The sequence below is a fragment of the Microbacterium sp. Leaf288 genome (assembly GCF_001422925.1).
Classification (GTDB): Bacteria; Actinomycetota; Actinomycetes; order Actinomycetales; family Microbacteriaceae; genus Microbacterium.
In genome coordinates, this window is sequence record NZ_LMNI01000015.1 from 25,555 (window position 1) to 41,750 (window position 16,196).

Consider the following 16,196-nt stretch of genomic DNA (forward strand, 5'->3'; position numbering starts at 1 on the left):
GCGGCCCTCAGCCTTTGACTGCGCCGAGGGTGAGGCCCGCGACGATCTGGCGTTGGAGGAACAGGGTGAGGAGGATGACCGGGATGGAGTAGACCGCTGCGAGTGCCGTCATGCCGCCCCAGTCCAACCCGAACTGGCTCTGGAAGTTCGCAATCACCACAGGGGTGGTCTGTGCGCGGACGGAGGTCAGCAGCAGAGCGAAGAGGAACTCGTTCCAGGATGCGAGGAATGCGAAGATCGCCGTCACCGCGAGCCCACCCGATACCACCGGCAGGACGACACGCCACATCGCCTGGAGCCGGCTGCACCCGTCCACTTCCGCGGCTTCGCTGAGCTCGTCGGGCACCGCCTCGAAGAAGCTGGCCATCAGCCAGATCGACAACGGCAGCGAGATGGTGGTGTGTGCGAGCGCAAGCCCGAAGGACGTGTCGGTCAGACCGAGAGTGCGCATCACCTCGATCAGCGGGACTCCTACGGCGATCGTCGGGACCATGCGTGTGACGAGGGCGGCGACGATGAAGACGCGCCCGCTCGGTGTCCGGAACCGGGTGATCGCATATGCGGCGGGCACAGCGAGGACCAGTGACAGCGCGGTCGAGATCACCGCTGTCACGACGCTGTTGATGAGTGCGGCCGGCACGCCTTCGCGGGTGAGTGCAGACACATAGTTGTCGAGGGTCCACGTCTCCGGCCATACCGATGGCGGCACGGCGATCGCGTCGAGCGGTGGCTTGAACGACGTCAGCAGCAGGTACAGGAACGGGAATCCGTAGAGGATGATCGCTGCGGCGAGGAGAGCCCACAGCAGGATGCGGCTCTTTCCCTGGGTGACTAGAGGATTCATCGCGTGCTGCTCCCTGGGCGCCAGATCAACATGATTGCGGTGATTGCCACGGCGAGCATGACGATGAGATAGACGGTTCCCATGGCGCTGGCGAGCCCAGGGTCGCCGAAACGTGTCATGGTCCGGTAGATGAGAAGGCTGAGGGTGGTCGTGCTGCCCTGTGGGCCGCCGTCCGTCTGGATCAGGATGATGTCGAATGCTCGAGCGGCGTCGATTCCACGGATGATCAGCGCGACGGCGATCACGGGTCGCAGCAGCGGGATGATGATGCTGAACAGGATCCTCGGGTAGCGGGCACCGTCGATGCGGGCTGCTTCGATCACGTCGCCCGGGATGTTCTGCAAGCCGGCGAACAGCACCAGTGTGATGAACGACGTCGTGAGCCAGATGTCCGGGATCGCGACGGAGAACAGCGCGATGTTCGGATCACTCAGCCAGTGGATCTGATCCGGGCTCGAGAGGAGGTGCGCCTCGTAGAGCAACTGGTTGACGATGCCGAAGTTGTCGATGAGGAGGAACCGCCACAGCAGTCCAGCGACGACGGGCGCGATCATGAGCGGGTACATGAAGGCGGTGCGGAACACCGCGGACCGTTGACCGAGCGCCGTGAACAGCAGCGCGACGGCCAGCCCGAGCACGAACTCGGCGCCGACCACGAAGACGGTGTACACGATCGTGCGGATCGATGCGGACTGGAACGCTTCTGACGCGAACGCGGTCACGTAGTTCGCGAAACCCACGAACTCGCGTGGGGCACCCGCGAACGGTGAGATCTCGAAGAAGCTGTCGTAGACGAACCGGATGAGGGGCCAGAGGACGAAGGCGGCCAGGAACAGCGCGGCCGGCGCCATGAGCAGCAGCGCGAACCGGCGGTCGCCGCGTTCCTTGCTGACATGCCGACAGGTGTGTCGGGTCCCCCGCGTCGGGGCGGCCGAGGCCGCCCCGACGCGGGTGGGAGAAGTTATTGTCTCCATGGAGTGCTTCCTGAAAGGGACCGTCTACTCGACGATCGACTCGATCTGGGACTTCGCGTCCGACAGCAGCTGCGCGGTATCCGCCCCAGGCTCGACGGCCTTCTGGAGCATCGGGATCAGCACCGAGTCGACGATCTCCTGCCACTGCGGGGTCGCGGGCCGCGGCAATGACTGGGGGGCCTCCAGCGTCGCTACGAGCGCGGGGTAATTCTCGAATCCGGCTTCAGCCTCTTTGCTCTCGAAGGCGCTCTTACGGGCGACGAGCCCGAGGGAGGTGTCGGCCGAGAGATCGTTGTGCTCGTATGCGAACTGGATGAAGTCCTTCGCGGCGTCCTGCTTGTCTCCAGATGCCGGAACGGAGAGGTACCAGGCTCCGGGAACTCCGGCCACTCCGCCGGACCCGCCGATCATGGGCGCGACGCCGATCTGGTCCTTGATGGGTGAGTCGTCCGGCGTCTGCCGGTAGGCGTGGCCCCAGAACCGCATCATCGCGAGCTTGCCCTGGTAGAAGAGGTTTTGCGCTCCAGCCCAGTCCAGTTGTGCCGCTCCGGAAGGAGCGTAGGGAAGGAGACTCACGTAGAAGTCCAGTGCCTCTTTGTGCTCGGCATCATCGATCGTCACCTCGCCAGCGTCGGCATCCAACACCATGCTCTCTTCGCCGGCCTGAGACACGGTCGCCAACCACTCCGTCTCGACCGCACCCTTCACGTCGGTGCCGTACAGATCGATCGCACCGTCGCCATCGGTGTCGCGGGTGAAGAACTCTGCGATATCGCGGTACTGCTCCCAGGTCGTCGGGGCGGCCAGCGCGTACCCGTACTCTGCCTCGAAGTCGGCCATGTTGGCGGGGTCCTCGAACAGATCCGTCCGGTAGAACAGGATCTCCGAGTTCGTCCAGACGGGCATGCCAACGAAGGTCCCGTCCACCTGCGCTTCGCTGACCAGTCCACCGAACAGGTCCGACTCGACTTCATCGGTGTACAGATCATCGAGGGGCGCCAGCCCGGGGGCGAATGCGGGCAGCCAGATCGCATCGAGCGCCGCGACATCGAACGATGGCTCTCCGGCCTGCAGCTCCGACGAGATCCGGTCGTACAGCCCTGCGTACGGCAACTCCACCAGAGTCACCTCGGTGCCCGTCTCTTCTTCATAGAGATCAGCGATCGGCTGCAGCTCAGCCTTGCCGCCTCCCTCGACGACAACATTCAGACCAGCGCTGTCGGATGCGTCGTCTCCGCCGCCTCCGGCGCCGCAGCCGCTGAGAGCAAGAGCAGCTGCACTCACCGCTGCTGTCGCGACCAGGGCGCGGCGCGCGCGCCCGGTCAGTTGCATGCGAAGCTTCATCACTTCGACTCCATTCGTTGATGTGTGGTCAGGGTTGGAACTTGGTGCCAATACGATTTGCCAAATCGTCTTGGCATGAGAATAGCCGCCGAACTTGGAGGCGTCAAGACGACGATCTCGACCACAGGTGTCCGCGGAGGGACGCGCGGAGCCGGTGAACACTCGCCAGTAAGCGCCTCCGCGCCCAGCAACCTCGGCCAAGGCCATCGCGTGTCGCGTCTTGGTCGCGCCCTATCGACCAATGCGCCGTCGGCGGCTCGGCCGCTACCGAACGGCGAGGATCAGTCGGTCGAACGGTCGCGTCCGCGACGGAATCCGCGTCGCGACCGTCCACCCGAATGGGTCGATCAATGCACGCGGCACGATCTTCAAGTGCAGCTACCCGATGCGCGGGAAAGACGTCGACCTCGCGTGCGAAGCCGGCGGCATCATGATCTTCGACGACCGCGGCACGCCCGTCGCCGAGCACAACTGGCCAGCGCGAGGCGTCACCTACATCAGCAACGTCAAGCCCCGAGGCCCCAAGAGCAGGAGGTGTCACCGATGTCGTTGACACCCTGCGGTTGGCCGGATGCCCACGGTAGGGACGGCGGATCACAGCCGCCCGTGCCCGCGTGCGATCAGCGGCATGATCTCAGACTCGCGGAATTCCGCGGACCGAGGCGGAAGATCCGTTCGATGAAGCCCGGCAACCGGCCGCGGAGGATCGCCTCTGAGGCGGTGGAATCGCGGCAAAATGTGGGCGCGGTGTGGGCACTCAGCGGTTACGCAAATGGAAAAACCCCTGACAATCAGGGGTTTTTCTGGCGGTGACGGTGGGATTTGAACCCACGGTAGGGGGTTACCCTACACAACTTTTCGAGAGTTGCACCTTCGGCCGCTCGGACACGTCACCGCCGACAAGCTTACGACACGTCGGCGGATGCTGCGAATCGGCGCCTTCCCCACTCCGCCGGCAGCATCGAGCAGAAGCGACGGCCGCCGTGTCGCCGTGTCGGTCTAGCGTGGGAATCGTGACCGACGAGCACCCGGGCGAGGCGCCGACATCCGTCACAGGCCGCATGGCCACGACGCAGCGGTACGTGCTCTGGATCGCGGTGCTCGCGTCGTTCGTGGCCTTCCTCGACGGCACGATCGTCAACGTCGCACTGCCGGCGATCAGTGAGGAGCTCGGCGGCGGCATCACGACGCAGCAGTGGGTCGTCGACGCCTACCTCATCACCCTCGGGGCGCTGATCCTCGTGGCGGGATCCGTGAGCGATGCCTACGGTCGGGTGCTGGTGCTGCGCATCGGGCTCATCGGGTTCGGCATCGCCTCCCTCGCGATCGCCGCGGCTCCGACCGCGGAGTTCCTCATCGTCGCGCGGGGGTTCCAGGGCGCGGCCGGTGCGTTCCTCGTGCCGAGCTCGCTCGCGCTCATCACGTCGAACTTCAGCGGCTCGGCGCAGAGCCGCGCCATCGGCATCTGGACCGCCATGACCACGTCCGCCATGATCGTCGGCCCGCTGATCGGCGGCATCCTGGTCGACTTCGTGTCGTGGCGCTGGGCGTTCCTCATCAACGTCGTGCCGATCGGCGTCACGCTCATGCTGCTGGCGCGCGGCGGCTTCCACGACACCCGGCATCCCGATTCCTCGATCGACTGGATCGGCGCGGCGCTGTGCACCTTCGGTCTCGGCGGCATGGTCTACGCCCTCATCGAGCAGCCGGACCAGGGCTGGGGATCCCCCGCGATCTGGGTGCCGCTCGCCCTCGGCGCGGTGCTGTTCGTCGCGTTCGTGCTGCGGCAGCGCACGGTGCGGCATCCGATCCTGCCGCTCGATCTGTTCCGGGTGCGCAACTTCTGGACCGGCAACGTCGCGACGACCTTCATCTACGGGGCGCTGGCACTCAACGGACTCGTCGTGGTCGTGTACCTGCAGGAGGGCGCCGGACTCTCCGCGACGCTGGCGGGGCTCGCGAGCCTGCCGATGACGATCCTGATGATCCTCTTCAGCTCGCGTGCCGGAGCGCTCAGCGGGAGGTGGGGTCCGCGGTTCTTCATGACTGTCGGACCGATCACGATGGGGATCGGCGCTCTACTCCTGCTCACCGTCGGCACGGACTTCTCCTATTGGTGGCAGGTGCTGCCGAGCATGATCGTGATGGGCGCGGGCCTCGCGCTCACGGTGGCTCCGCTCACCTCGGCGATCCTCGGGGCGATCGGCCCCGAGCGCTCGGGCATCGCCTCCGCCGTCAACAACGCGGTGGCGCGCGTCGCAGGACTGATCGCCATCGCCCTGCTCGCCACCATCGTCGGCGGCGCGCTCGACCTCGACGGCTTCCACCGGTCGGCCATCGTCACGGCCGTGCTCATGATCGCCGGCGGGATCACCTCGTTCTTCGGGATCCGCAATCCCGAGCGCCCACCCAAGGATGCATAGACCCGGCGATCCACGCTGGCCCGAGGCACGGGCACACTGCAAGACTGGCCGCATGGCCGTCATCGAGAACTCGAAAGTCACCATCGTCGGAGCCGGCAGCGTCGGCTCGAGCGCCGCGTATGCCGCGCTCATCCGCGGTTCCGCCCGCCACGTCGCCCTCTACGACATCGCCACCCAGAAGGTCGAGGCCGAGGTGCTCGACCTCGCACACGGCACGCAGTTCACGGGCACGAGCGACATCATCGGCGGCAGCGATCTGTCGGTGGTCGAGGGTTCGCACGTGGTCGTGATCACAGCGGGCGCCAAGCAGAACCCGGGCCAGACGCGCATCGAGCTCGCCGGCGTGAACGCCGGGATCATGAAGAAGATGATGCCGCAGCTGCTCAGCGTCGCGCCCGACGCGGTCTACGTCATCGTCACGAACCCCTGCGACGTGCTCACGGTCCTCGCGCAGGAGGAGACCGGCCTGCCGCCCGAGCGCATCTTCGCCTCGGGCACCGTGCTCGACACGTCGCGGCTGCGCTGGAAGCTCGCCGAGCGCGCGGGCGTCTCGACCTCGAGCGTGCACGCGTACATCGTCGGCGAACACGGCGACACCGAGTTCCCGCTGTGGTCGAAGGCGACCATCGGCACCGTTCCGATCCTCGAATGGGTCACGCCTGGCGGCGACCGCCTGTCCGTCGAGGAGCTCGACCAGATCGCCATCGACGTGCGAGACGCCGCCTACAAGGTGATCCAGGGCAAGGGGGCGACGAACTACGCGATCGGCCTGTCGAGCGCGCGCATCATCGAGGCCATCCTGGGCGATGAGCGCGCGGTCATGCCCGTCTCGCCGGTGCTGCGCGACTTCCACGGCGTCGACGGCGTGGCGCTGTCGGTGCCCTCGGTCGTGAGCGCGGCCGGTGCCGTGCCGATCCGCGAGACGCAGTTCGACCACCAGGAGCTCGAGCTGTTCCACGCCTCCGCCGACGCACTGAAGCAGGTGGCCGACTCGCTGCGCGGCTGAGCTCTCACTCGATCGCGGAGGGCGACCGCCGCCCGCGGGCGGAACCGGGCTCCCGTGAGGAGTCCGATGTCCGCCCGCGGGCCGTCGCGAGGAGACTGGCGATGATGGTTGCCGCCAGGGACAGGATCACGAACAGGAGCGGCCACACGTCCGAAGGCTCGGTCACGAGACTCCGTGGCTCTCGGCGCGGGCGGTCGTGGCCCGAGCGTGCGCCGTGGTGGGGATGGGCGCGAGCACGATCGGGCCGTGTGCGCGCCGGCGCCACCAGAGGTAAGCGCCACCGATCGCGAGGCTGAGGCCGATCGTGATGAGCGCGCTCCACTGCAGCAGCGGCGAGTCGCCCTCGAGATCGTAGATCTCGGGCCGCGGCCACACGAGGTTCACGATCATCGCGATCTGGAACGCGACGGCGACGGCGTTCACCGATACACCCCAGCGTCCGAGGGTGAACAACGGCTTGCCGTCCTCGTCGACGCCCGAGGGCAGGCCTCCGGTACGGCGCTGACGGATGCGGGCGATCAGCAGCGGGGCGGTCACGCCGAGGTACGCGATGTAGATCATCGCGATGCCGATGCTCGAGAGCGCCGTGAACAGCGCGGGCTGGCCGAAGTTCACGGCGAGTGCGATCGCGGCGCCCGCCCCCACCACCACCGATGCCGTGATCGGAGTGCCGGTGCGCGGCGAGACGCGACCGATCGCGCGGTGGAACGGCAGGGCGCGCTCGCGCGACATCGAGAACATCATGCGTGCGCCGGCGGTCTGCACGGCGAGGGTGCACGCGAACACCGCGACCGCGACGGTGCACAGCATGAGGCGTCCACCGGTGTCGCCGAGGACGGCGGTGATGACGTACGAGAGTCCGTAGATCGCGAGGTTGCCGTCGGTGAGGCTGGGTGCGGCGAGCAGGGCGCCGACGATGAGGAGCGCGCCGCCGAGGCCGGAGAACACCAGCGCGCGCAGGATCGTCCGGGGCGTGGTGCGGCGCGGATTGTGGGTCTCTTCGGCCAGTTCGCTCGCCGAGTCGAAGCCGACCAGCACGTACGCGGCCATGAGCGACGACGCGAGCCACGCGAACAGGTACGGCTCGGTGCCGACGCGGCCCTCGGTGGTGAGGAGGATCGACGGGTCGCGCTGCGGCAGCAGGAACAGGATCGCGATGAGCACGATCGCGCCGATGATCTCGACGACGACACCGAACGACGTGATCCGCGCCATGAGCCGCACGCTGAGGATGTTCACCGTGGTGGTCGCGGTGAGCATGATGATGCCGAGCACGATGGCGTTCGCCGCACCGGTCGGAGACGCGATCGATGGATCGGCGCCCGGGCCGCCGACGATCTGGAAGCCGTCCCAGATCGCCGGGAGCACCGCCTGCACGGCGATCGCCGCGACGGCGACGGTGATGATCTGGCCGATCACCATCGTCCAGCCCGCCATCCAGCCGAAGACGGTGCCGGCCAGGCGGCTGGACCAGTGGAAGATCGCGCCCGAGATGGGCCACCGCGCCGAGAGCTGAGCGAAGTTGAGGGCGACCATCAGCTGACCGAGGAACACGGCCGGCCAGGTCCAGAAGAAGGCCGCTCCCCCGAGCCCGAAGCCGAGCGCGAAGAGCTGGAAGACGGTCGTGAGGATCGAGACGAACGAGAAGCCGGCAGCGAACGACGAGAACGAGCCCACCCCGCGGTGGAGCTCCTGCGTGTAACCGTGGTCGGTGTCGGCACCGGAGTCATGCAGCGAGGATCGGCGAGCGGTCAATGCCATGGCGGGCCCTTTCGGAGGTGGCGTGCTGATGCGTCCGGACAGGCGATGGAGCCCGATACCTGTCAGGCGATAGTTATCGTTGGTTCGAGTGTGAAGGCCCGCGATTCCACACCGATTGCCGCCCCGTTTCAGGCGTGTAACAGTGTTCCGGCCGTGGCCGGATGCGCGCCGGAGAGCCCTCGGAACGGGCTCAGCGCCCGGTGGCGGCGGCGATCGCGGCGTCGTCGAGGCCGCACAGCCGCAGGCAGGCGTCGGCGATGCGGACGGCGTCGATCATCTCGCCCTCGCGACGCAGCGGGATCACGATCTCGACGAGATGGATGATCGCGGCGCCCAGTTCGGCGAGCGTCCAGGTGGCGCGCAGCGCGTCGGTCGCAGCATCCATCGCGAATGCGCCGTAGGCGTCACGCAGCTCGCGCCGCGACGCACGGAAGCCGTCGAAACGGTCTCGGTTCGCCTCGGGCAGCAGATAAAGCGTGCCGATGTTGTGCGGTGCGGCGGCCAGAGTCCCGACGTCGCGAACGGCCAGCATGTGGAGCGCGGCAGCGGAGGCGAGCGACGGATCCTCGCGCAGCGTCTTCGCGAACTCGACGCTGGGACGCACGGTGCGCTCCAGCAGTTCGACGAGGATGTCGTCCTTGCCGGCGAAGTGATAGTAGAGGGACGCCTGACGGATGCCTATCCTCTCGGCGATCGCACGGGTCGTGGTGGCGGCGAACCCGTTCTCGACGAAAAGCGCCGCGGCGGCATCGAGGATCTCGTCGCGAGGTGCCAGCTGGGTGGAGCCGGCGGTGGCCCGGGGCCGGCCCACGCGGGCTCGGGGCGTCGTGCTCATACCGGCATCCTCGCACGATCGCGCGAGGATGCCGGTCGAGCGGATCACGCCCTGGCGAGGTGGGCGCGCCAGCCGCCGAGTGCCGAGATGTCGGTGGCACCCTCGAGCGCAGCGGGCGTGGCGAGGAAGCCGGCGACCCTCGTGCCGTCGTGGAGCAGCACCGAGCCGATCGCGAGCGGCGGGGGCACGGCATCCACCACCGCCGCGAATCCGGCGGCCGGGAGGTCCCACACCTCGCCCGCGATCGACGTGCCGCCCGCGCCGATGTGCACGAGGCCGGGCTTCGCGGGCGTGGTGGCCAGCGCGTGGAACGTGTATTCGGCTGCGGTGGACGCTACGCCGATCAGGCGCCCGCCGGCGGCGACGAGCTGACGGTTGAGCGGCTGGCCGCTGAGGTGCGCGCCGACCACGAACAGGTGCCGCGGCGCCGCGGCGATCCGCTGCGCGATCTGCGCGAGCACGCGATCGGTGAACGCGGGTCCGGTCAGCATGATGCCGAACGGCAGGCCGTCGACGACGCCGGCGGGAAGCGCGAGCGAGGCCAGGTCGAGGAGGTTCGCGAAGTTCGTGAACCGGCCCATGCGCGAGTTCGCGCCGACCGGATCGGCCGCGACCTCGGCGAGCGTCGGGTGCCAGGTCGTCGTCGGGGTGAGCAGCGCGACGCAGCCGTCGAGCGCCTCTGCCCCGCGCAGGCGCAGCGCGTCGAGCCGCTCGAAGTCGTCGAACAGCTCGTGCGCCGTCGGCGCCGCGCCGGCGAGGATGATGCCCGCGACCGTCTCGTCGAGGTCTGCGCCGATCAGCTCGCGGTGCGCCGCGATGTGCGCGCCGACGGCGCTGTACCGCTCGGCAACGAACGCGCCGTCGTACAGCAGCCGCGCCGCATCCAGCAGCGCCGAGATGTCGCGCTCGACGACGTCGAAACCGGCGGACCGCGCCACCTCCGCGGCAGCGCCGAAGGCTTCACGCCAGCCGTCCGCGAGTCCCTCGAGCTGGGTCGGCAGCGGCACGGCGAGCCGTGCGTGCGCGGGCAGCGCCGCGTGCGCAGCATCCGTCCTCGCAAGCGGATCCCGCCCGTCGACACCGGTCATCATCTCGACCGCCGACCTCGCGAGGTCGAGGTCGCGGGCGAACACGGTCACCACGTCCTGCGTGCGGCACGCGGGCACGACGCCGGTCGTGGGCACGAGCCCCTTGGTCGGCTTGACGCCGACGATGCCGTTGAGCGCCGCCGGGACGCGGCCCGAGCCGGCGGTGTCGGTGCCGAGCGCGAGGTCGACGATGCCGAGGGCTACCGCGACGCCCGAGCCCGACGACGAGCCGCCGGAGATGCGCGTCGGATCCCATGCATTGCGCACGGCACCGAACGGTGAGCGCGTGCCGACGAGTCCCGTCGCGAACTGGTCCAGGTTCGCCTTGCCGACCACGATCGCACCCGCGGCGCGGAGGCGGGCGACCGCGGTCGCGTCGACGACGGGTTCATACGCGAAGGATGCCGCTCCCGCCGTCGTCTGAAGGCCGGCGACGTCGATGTTGTCCTTGACCGCGACGGTGAGGCCCGCCAGCGGCAGGTCGTCACCGGCCGCGACGCGCGCGTCGACGTCGACGGCTTCCGCGACCAGATCGGCCGCGGGCCGCAGCGAGATCCAGATCTCGGGTCGGTCGACCTCGGCGATCCGGGCGAGGGAGCGCTCGACGGCGGCGCGGGCGGTGGGCTGGTGGCGGGTCATGCGTGTGCGCCGATCGCGGCGAGGATCTGACCCGGGACGACCTGCTCTCCGGGTGAGGCGTACAGCTCGAGCACTCGGCCCGCGCGCGGGGCGACGACCTTGGACTCCATCTTCATGGCCTCGACCGACAGGATCGGATCGCCCGCGGCGACCGCGCTGCCGACGTCGACCGACAGCTGCCACACGGTCGAGGCGAACGGCGCGTACACCGGCTCGGCACCGTCGGGGATCGTGATCTCGGCGGGAGCCGGCGGTGCGGGCGGCTCGTCCGAGCGCTCGAACTCGCCCGCGAGGCGCCAGCGCTCCCGCTCCTCGGCGAACGCCGCGCTCTGGCGATCGCGGAACTGCGCGATCGAGGCGGCGTTGTCATCGAGGAACCGCGAGTACTCGGCGATCGAGAAGGTGCCGTCGACGGTCTCGTACTCGCCGCGGCCCGCGTCGGTCTCGGCGCGCAGCTCGAGCAGCTCCTCGGCCGAAACCGGGTACCACTCGATGCGGTCGAAGAAGCGCAGCGCCCACGGGTTCTCCTGGAACAGCCCGCCGCGGCGGAAGCGGTTCCAGATCTGCACGGTGCGGCCGACGAACTGGTAGCCGCCCGGGCCCTCCATGCCGTAGATGCACATGTACGCGCCGCCGATGCCGACGGAGTTCTCGGCGGTCCAGGTGCGGGCGGGGTTGTACTTGGTCGTGACGAGCCGGTGGCGCGGGTCGAGGGGGGTCGCCACCGGGGCGCCGAGGTAAACGTCGCCGAGTCCCAGCACGAGGTAGCTCGCGTCGAACACGGTGCGGAACACGTCGTCGACCGAGTCGAGGCCGTTGATGCGGCGGATGAACTCGATGTTCCACGGGGTCCACGGGGCGTCGTTGCGGACGCCGTTCATGTACCGCTCGATCGCCAGCCGCGTCGCGGGATCGTCCCAGCTGAGTGGCAGGCGCACCGTGCGCGAGGGCACGACGAGCTCGCTCGTGGGCGGCACCTCGGCCTCGAGCTCCTGCAGGAGCGCCGCCATCTTGGACGCGGGCAGGACATCCGGGTCGGTGTGCACCTGGAGGGAACGGATGCCGGGGGTGACGTCGACGATGCCCTTCGGGGCGTGCGCGGCCAGCGTTTCCTGCAGAGCGTGGATGCGCATGCGCAGCGCGAGGTCGAGCTGCATCGGGCCGTACTCCACGAGCACGTTGGAGTCGCCGTCGCGGCGGTAGGTGACGCTCGGACCGGTCTCGGTCTCCGCGCGGCGCGCGTACACGCCGTCATCGCCGTCGCCGCCCGCCGTGACGAGCGTCGGGGCGGCGCGCCGCGTGATGAGCGACGGCGCCTCGGCCTCGACGACCGGCGCGAACCGCACGCGGTCGCCGGGGCGCAGCTGCCCCACCTTCCAGAGCTCGCCGCTCGCCACCACGGCCGGGCACACGAATCCGCCCAGCGACGGGCCGTCAGGCCCGAGGATGATCGGGGTGTCACCGGTGAAGTCGATCGCGCCCACGGCGTACGGGGTGTCGTGGATGTTCGACGGGTGCAGCCCCGCCTCTCCCCCGTCGGGCCGGGCCCAGCGCGGCTTCGGCCCGATGAGCCGCACGCCGGTGCGCGCCGAGTTCAGGTGCACCTCGTAGTCGGTGGCGTAGAACGCATCGAGGTCGTCGCGCGTGAAGAACTCGGGCGCGGCGTGCGGACCCTCGGTCACACCGATGGTCCATGCGTCGGTGAGCGCCGGGCGGCGGTCGGCCGGGGTCTCGTCGCCGAGCTCGGCATCGACCACGGGCGCCTCGACGCCGCCGAGGCGCAGCACGTCGCCGGCCAGGAGCGCCCGGCCGCCGTGGCCACCGAAGCCGCCGAGCGTGAAGGTCGACGCGCTGCCGAGGTAGGTCGGCACGTCGAGCCCGCCGCGCAGGGCGACATAGGTCCGAAGCCCCGGGCCGCTCGCGGGCCCGATCGCCAGCGTCGCACCGGCAGGCACGCGCACCGGCTCCCACAGCGGCACGCGCTCGCCGTCGACCGTGACCGCGGCCGGAGCGCCGGTGACGGCGACGACCGCGGCGTGCGAGAACCGCAGGGTCGGCCCGGTGAGCGTGATCTCGAGCGCTGGTGCGCCTTCGGGGTTGCCGACGGCGAGGTTCGCCTCGGAGAACGACACGCGGTCGAACGGGCCGCTCGGCGGAACGCCGATCTGCCAGTAGCCGACGCGACCGGGCAGGTCCTGCACCGTGGTCATCGCACCGGGCGCGATGACGTCGATGCGCGGATCGGGATCCTCGGTGACGTCGAGGGTGGAGGTGCTGTGGGTCGCGTCGACAAGCGCGGGTGTCTCGGCGAGCGCGCGCAGCAGCCCGAGGTTCGTGACGATGCCGTCGACGCGGCTGGCGTCGAGCGCATGGCCGAGCAGCTCGAGCGCCGCGGGCCGGTCGCCGGCGTGCGCGATCACCTTCGCGAGCATGGGGTCGTACGACGCCGTGACCTCGGTGCCGTCCTCGACCCAGCCGTCGATCCGCACCCCGGCGATCGCTTCCGCACCCTGGCCAGGGAACGCGGCACGCGTCACGAGTCCCGTCGAGGGCAGCGAGCTCTTGCCCGGGTCTTCGGCGTACACGCGCGCTTCGACGGCGACTCCCCGCGGCATCCAGTCCCGCGTGAACACGTCTTCGGCAAGCCCCGATGCACCGTCGCGGGCGAGGGTGAGCATCATCGCGACCAGGTCGACACCGAACACCTCCTCGGTGACGGGATGCTCGACCTGCAGGCGCGTGTTCACCTCGAGGAACGACGCCTCCTCACGCACCGGGTCGTACACGAACTCGACGGTGCCGGCACTCCGATAGGAGACGGATGCTGCGAGCTCACGCGCCGATCGGTGCAGCAGGTCGCGCACGTGGTCGGGCAGGGCGGGCGCGGGGGCCTCTTCGACGACCTTCTGGTTGCGGCGCTGGAGCGAGCAGTCGCGGTCGCCGAACACCGCGACGCGGCCCTCGCCGTCGCCGAACAGCTGCACCTCGACGTGACGGGCTGGGCGGACGAAGCGCTCGAGGAAGATGCCGGTCGACCCGAAGTTCGCCGCGGCGAGCGCCGCGACCCGGGCGAAGGCGTCGCGCACCTCGGTGGCGCTGAAGCAGGCCTGCATGCCGATGCCACCACCACCGCCTGTGGCCTTCACCATGACGGGGTAGCCGATCGCGTCGGCGGCCGCGACGGCCTCGTCGGCGTCGGCGAGCAGGCCCGTGCCGTGGAGCATGGGCACCCCCGCGCGCTGCGCGAGCTCACGGGCGGTGTGCTTCTCGCCGAACGCGGCGATGTGGTCTGCCGAAGGCCCGACGAACCGGATGCCCGCCCCCTCGACGGCGGCCGCGAACGCGAGGTTCTCGGACAGGAACCCGTAGCCGGGGTGGATGAGCCCGGCGCCGGCGGTGAGTGCCGCCTCGAGCACGGTGTCGGCGCGGAGGTACGACTCCTTGGGCGCGGCCGGGCCGAGGCGCACCGCCTCGTCGGCCTCGCGCACGTGCGGCGCGGCGCGGTCGGCGTCGGAGTACACGGCGACGGTGCGCATGCCGAGGTCGCGGGCCGAGCGGATGACGCGCCGCGCGATCTCGCCGCGGTTGGCGATCAGGACGGTGTCGCGCGAGAGAGCGGTCATCGGGGGGCCTCCTCGGTGCCGGCCGCTTCACGCGGCTCGACCGTGATCACGCGCAGCGGCGTGGGGTTGAAGTCGTTGCAGGGGTTGTTCATCTGCGGGCAGTTCGACACGATCACGAGAACGTCGCGCTCGGCGCGCAGCGCAACGCGTTTGCCGGGGGCGCTCATGCCGTCGACGATGCCGAGGCTGCCGTCGGCCTCGATGGGGACGTTCATGAACCAGTTGATGTTCGAGACGAGGTCGCGCGCGCCGAGCCCGTGCACCGCCGCCTCGGTGAGGAAGTTCTCGCGGCACGCGTGCTGGAACGCGACGTGGTGCCCGTAGCGCAGCGTGTTGGACTCCTTGGAGCACGCCCCCCCGATGGTGTCATGACGGTCGATCTCGTTCACCACGACGGTCATGAGCGGCAGCGACTCGTTCGAGAGCAGCACCGACCCCTCGCGCAGGTAGGCGTTGCCCTGCGCGACGAGGGTGTCGGGTGCGCTGTAGCGGTGCGCGGTGTCGTGAGCGTCGTACACGAGGAAGTCCGCTGATTGGTTGCCGCCGACGTCGACGATGGTGAGCACGTTGCCGGCGGCGACGACGGCCGACCACGACGCGTTGGACGCGACGCGCTCGTCCGCGACGATACGGCCGGGGATGGCGCTGGAACTCCAGTCCAGCGCCGAGTCGGGAGCGGCGACGGCGCCGACGGGCACCGCGCTTTCGAGGGGCGTTGCGACGAGGGTCATGCGCGGGCCTCCGCGTAGTCGAGGGTGTTCAGGTAGGCACGGCGCGACTCGGGCGAGGCGTCGAATCGCGGGCTGCCGGGCAGGGTCGGCGAGCCGCGCCACGCGTGCACCCGCAGCGGGCCGCTGCGGTAGCCGGGCGCCGGGTCGGCGGGATGCATGACGTTCGCAATGAGCACGATGAGCGGCAGTTCGGCCACGAGCGTGACCGAGGTGCCGGGTCCGGCCGACCCGAGCCACTCGATCGCACCGTCCGGCCCGACCCTCACGCCCTGGAAGAACGAGATGTTCGGCGGCAGGTCGCGCGCGGCGAGGCCGTGCTTCGCGGCCGCCTTGAGGAACAGCGCGCGGCCCGACGGCGCCGGGCCCTCCGGACGTGCCTCGCCGAACCGCGCCAGGTTCGCAGCATCCGTCGACGTTCCGAACAGTGCGTCATGCCGCCCCGAGGTGTCGGCGACGATCGTGGCGAGCGCACGGCCGTCGCCCGAGAGCAGGGGATGCCCCGTCCCGAGGTAGGCCTGCCACGGGATCTTGACGGTGTCGGCGGCGTTCAGGCGTTCCCACGGCTCGTCGGCATTGAACAGCAGCACGTGCGCGTTGGCGTCGCCGGTCGGGTCGTCGAGACGCAGGTGGGTGCCCCGGGCGATCACGCGGTGGGTATAGCCGCCGGGTGCGACCGTCTCGGCCCACGTGAGCGTGGCCGGGTCGACGCCGGCGGGGACGTAGGGGGAGGCGGATGCCGGCAGGTACGGCATGAAGTCGCTGGTCAGGCCGGTCTGCGCGCGGGCATCGGCGCGGGCGCTGCCGACGGTGTCGGTGACGTGGAGTGTGGTCATTCCCGGGGCTCCTACCTATATCTGTCGAACGACAGGTATTCGAAGTATGGGACGGCCCCGTGTCGGCGCGATTGTGCTCACGTTTCGCCCGTGTA

The 16,196-nt window shown here is 69.6% G+C and carries 11 protein-coding genes and 1 tRNA gene; 2 read left to right on the top strand and 10 right to left on the bottom strand.

From position 1 onward, the window contains the following. Positions 1-7: 7 nt before the first annotated feature. The 4 genes from ASF40_RS19940 to ASF40_RS19960 form a co-directional block, all read right to left on the bottom strand. On the bottom strand, positions 8-844 hold the full coding sequence (locus tag ASF40_RS19940; RefSeq protein WP_056372447.1) for a carbohydrate ABC transporter permease: 837 nt from the start codon (positions 842-844) through the stop codon (positions 8-10). After that, positions 841-1,695, bottom strand: coding sequence for a carbohydrate ABC transporter permease (locus ASF40_RS19945; RefSeq protein ID WP_056372449.1), 855 nt, complete (start codon positions 1,693-1,695; stop codon positions 841-843). Before ASF40_RS19945 ends, ASF40_RS19940 begins: the two co-directional genes overlap by 4 nt. A 147-nt stretch (positions 1,696-1,842) precedes the next feature. Further along, entirely contained in the window at positions 1,843-3,162 is a 1,320-nt protein-coding gene (locus tag ASF40_RS19950; protein WP_235560303.1) for an ABC transporter substrate-binding protein, read from the bottom strand. Between the two features lie 804 nt (positions 3,163-3,966). Continuing rightward, positions 3,967-4,057: transfer RNA gene (locus ASF40_RS19960), tRNA-Ser, on the bottom strand. Between the two features lie 166 nt (positions 4,058-4,223). Between ASF40_RS19960 and ASF40_RS19965 the strand changes: the two genes are divergently transcribed. Both ASF40_RS19965 and ASF40_RS19970 read left to right on the top strand, forming a co-directional pair. Further along, complete coding sequence (locus ASF40_RS19965) at positions 4,224-5,585, top strand: MFS transporter (RefSeq protein WP_056372571.1); 1,362 nt, start codon at positions 4,224-4,226, stop codon at positions 5,583-5,585. 52 nt (positions 5,586-5,637) lie between these two features. Next, positions 5,638-6,591 (top strand): L-lactate dehydrogenase, encoded by a 954-nt coding sequence (locus ASF40_RS19970; RefSeq protein WP_056372453.1) that lies wholly within the window; start codon positions 5,638-5,640, stop codon positions 6,589-6,591. Between the two features lie 162 nt (positions 6,592-6,753). Here ASF40_RS19970 and ASF40_RS19975 read toward each other — a convergent pair whose 3' ends face one another. From ASF40_RS19975 to ASF40_RS20000, 6 genes are all read right to left on the bottom strand, one after another. After that, positions 6,754-8,352, bottom strand: a complete 1,599-nt coding sequence (locus ASF40_RS19975) for an APC family permease (RefSeq protein ID WP_056372454.1) — start codon at positions 8,350-8,352, stop codon at positions 6,754-6,756. Positions 8,353-8,542: 190 nt separating this feature from the next. Beyond that, the gene (locus tag ASF40_RS19980; protein WP_056372456.1) at positions 8,543-9,187 is read right to left on the bottom strand and encodes a TetR/AcrR family transcriptional regulator; all 645 of its coding nucleotides are present in this window, start codon (positions 9,185-9,187) and stop codon (positions 8,543-8,545) included. Positions 9,188-9,231: 44 nt separating this feature from the next. After that, entirely contained in the window at positions 9,232-10,914 is a 1,683-nt protein-coding gene (locus tag ASF40_RS19985; protein WP_056372458.1) for an allophanate hydrolase, read from the bottom strand. Next, positions 10,911-14,537, bottom strand: coding sequence for an urea carboxylase (gene uca, locus ASF40_RS19990; protein ID WP_056372461.1), 3,627 nt, complete (start codon positions 14,535-14,537; stop codon positions 10,911-10,913). The genes ASF40_RS19985 and uca overlap by 4 nt, the downstream gene beginning before the upstream one ends. Further along, positions 14,534-15,268 carry an urea amidolyase associated protein UAAP2 gene (locus tag ASF40_RS19995; RefSeq protein ID WP_056372463.1) on the bottom strand — a complete coding sequence of 245 codons (735 nt, stop codon included), beginning with the start codon at positions 15,266-15,268 and terminating at the stop codon, positions 14,534-14,536. Before ASF40_RS19995 ends, uca begins: the two co-directional genes overlap by 4 nt. Then, positions 15,265-16,101 carry an urea amidolyase associated protein UAAP1 gene (locus ASF40_RS20000; RefSeq protein WP_056372464.1) on the bottom strand — a complete coding sequence of 279 codons (837 nt, stop codon included), beginning with the start codon at positions 16,099-16,101 and terminating at the stop codon, positions 15,265-15,267. The genes ASF40_RS19995 and ASF40_RS20000 overlap by 4 nt, the downstream gene beginning before the upstream one ends. Positions 16,102-16,196: the final 95 nt, after the last annotated feature.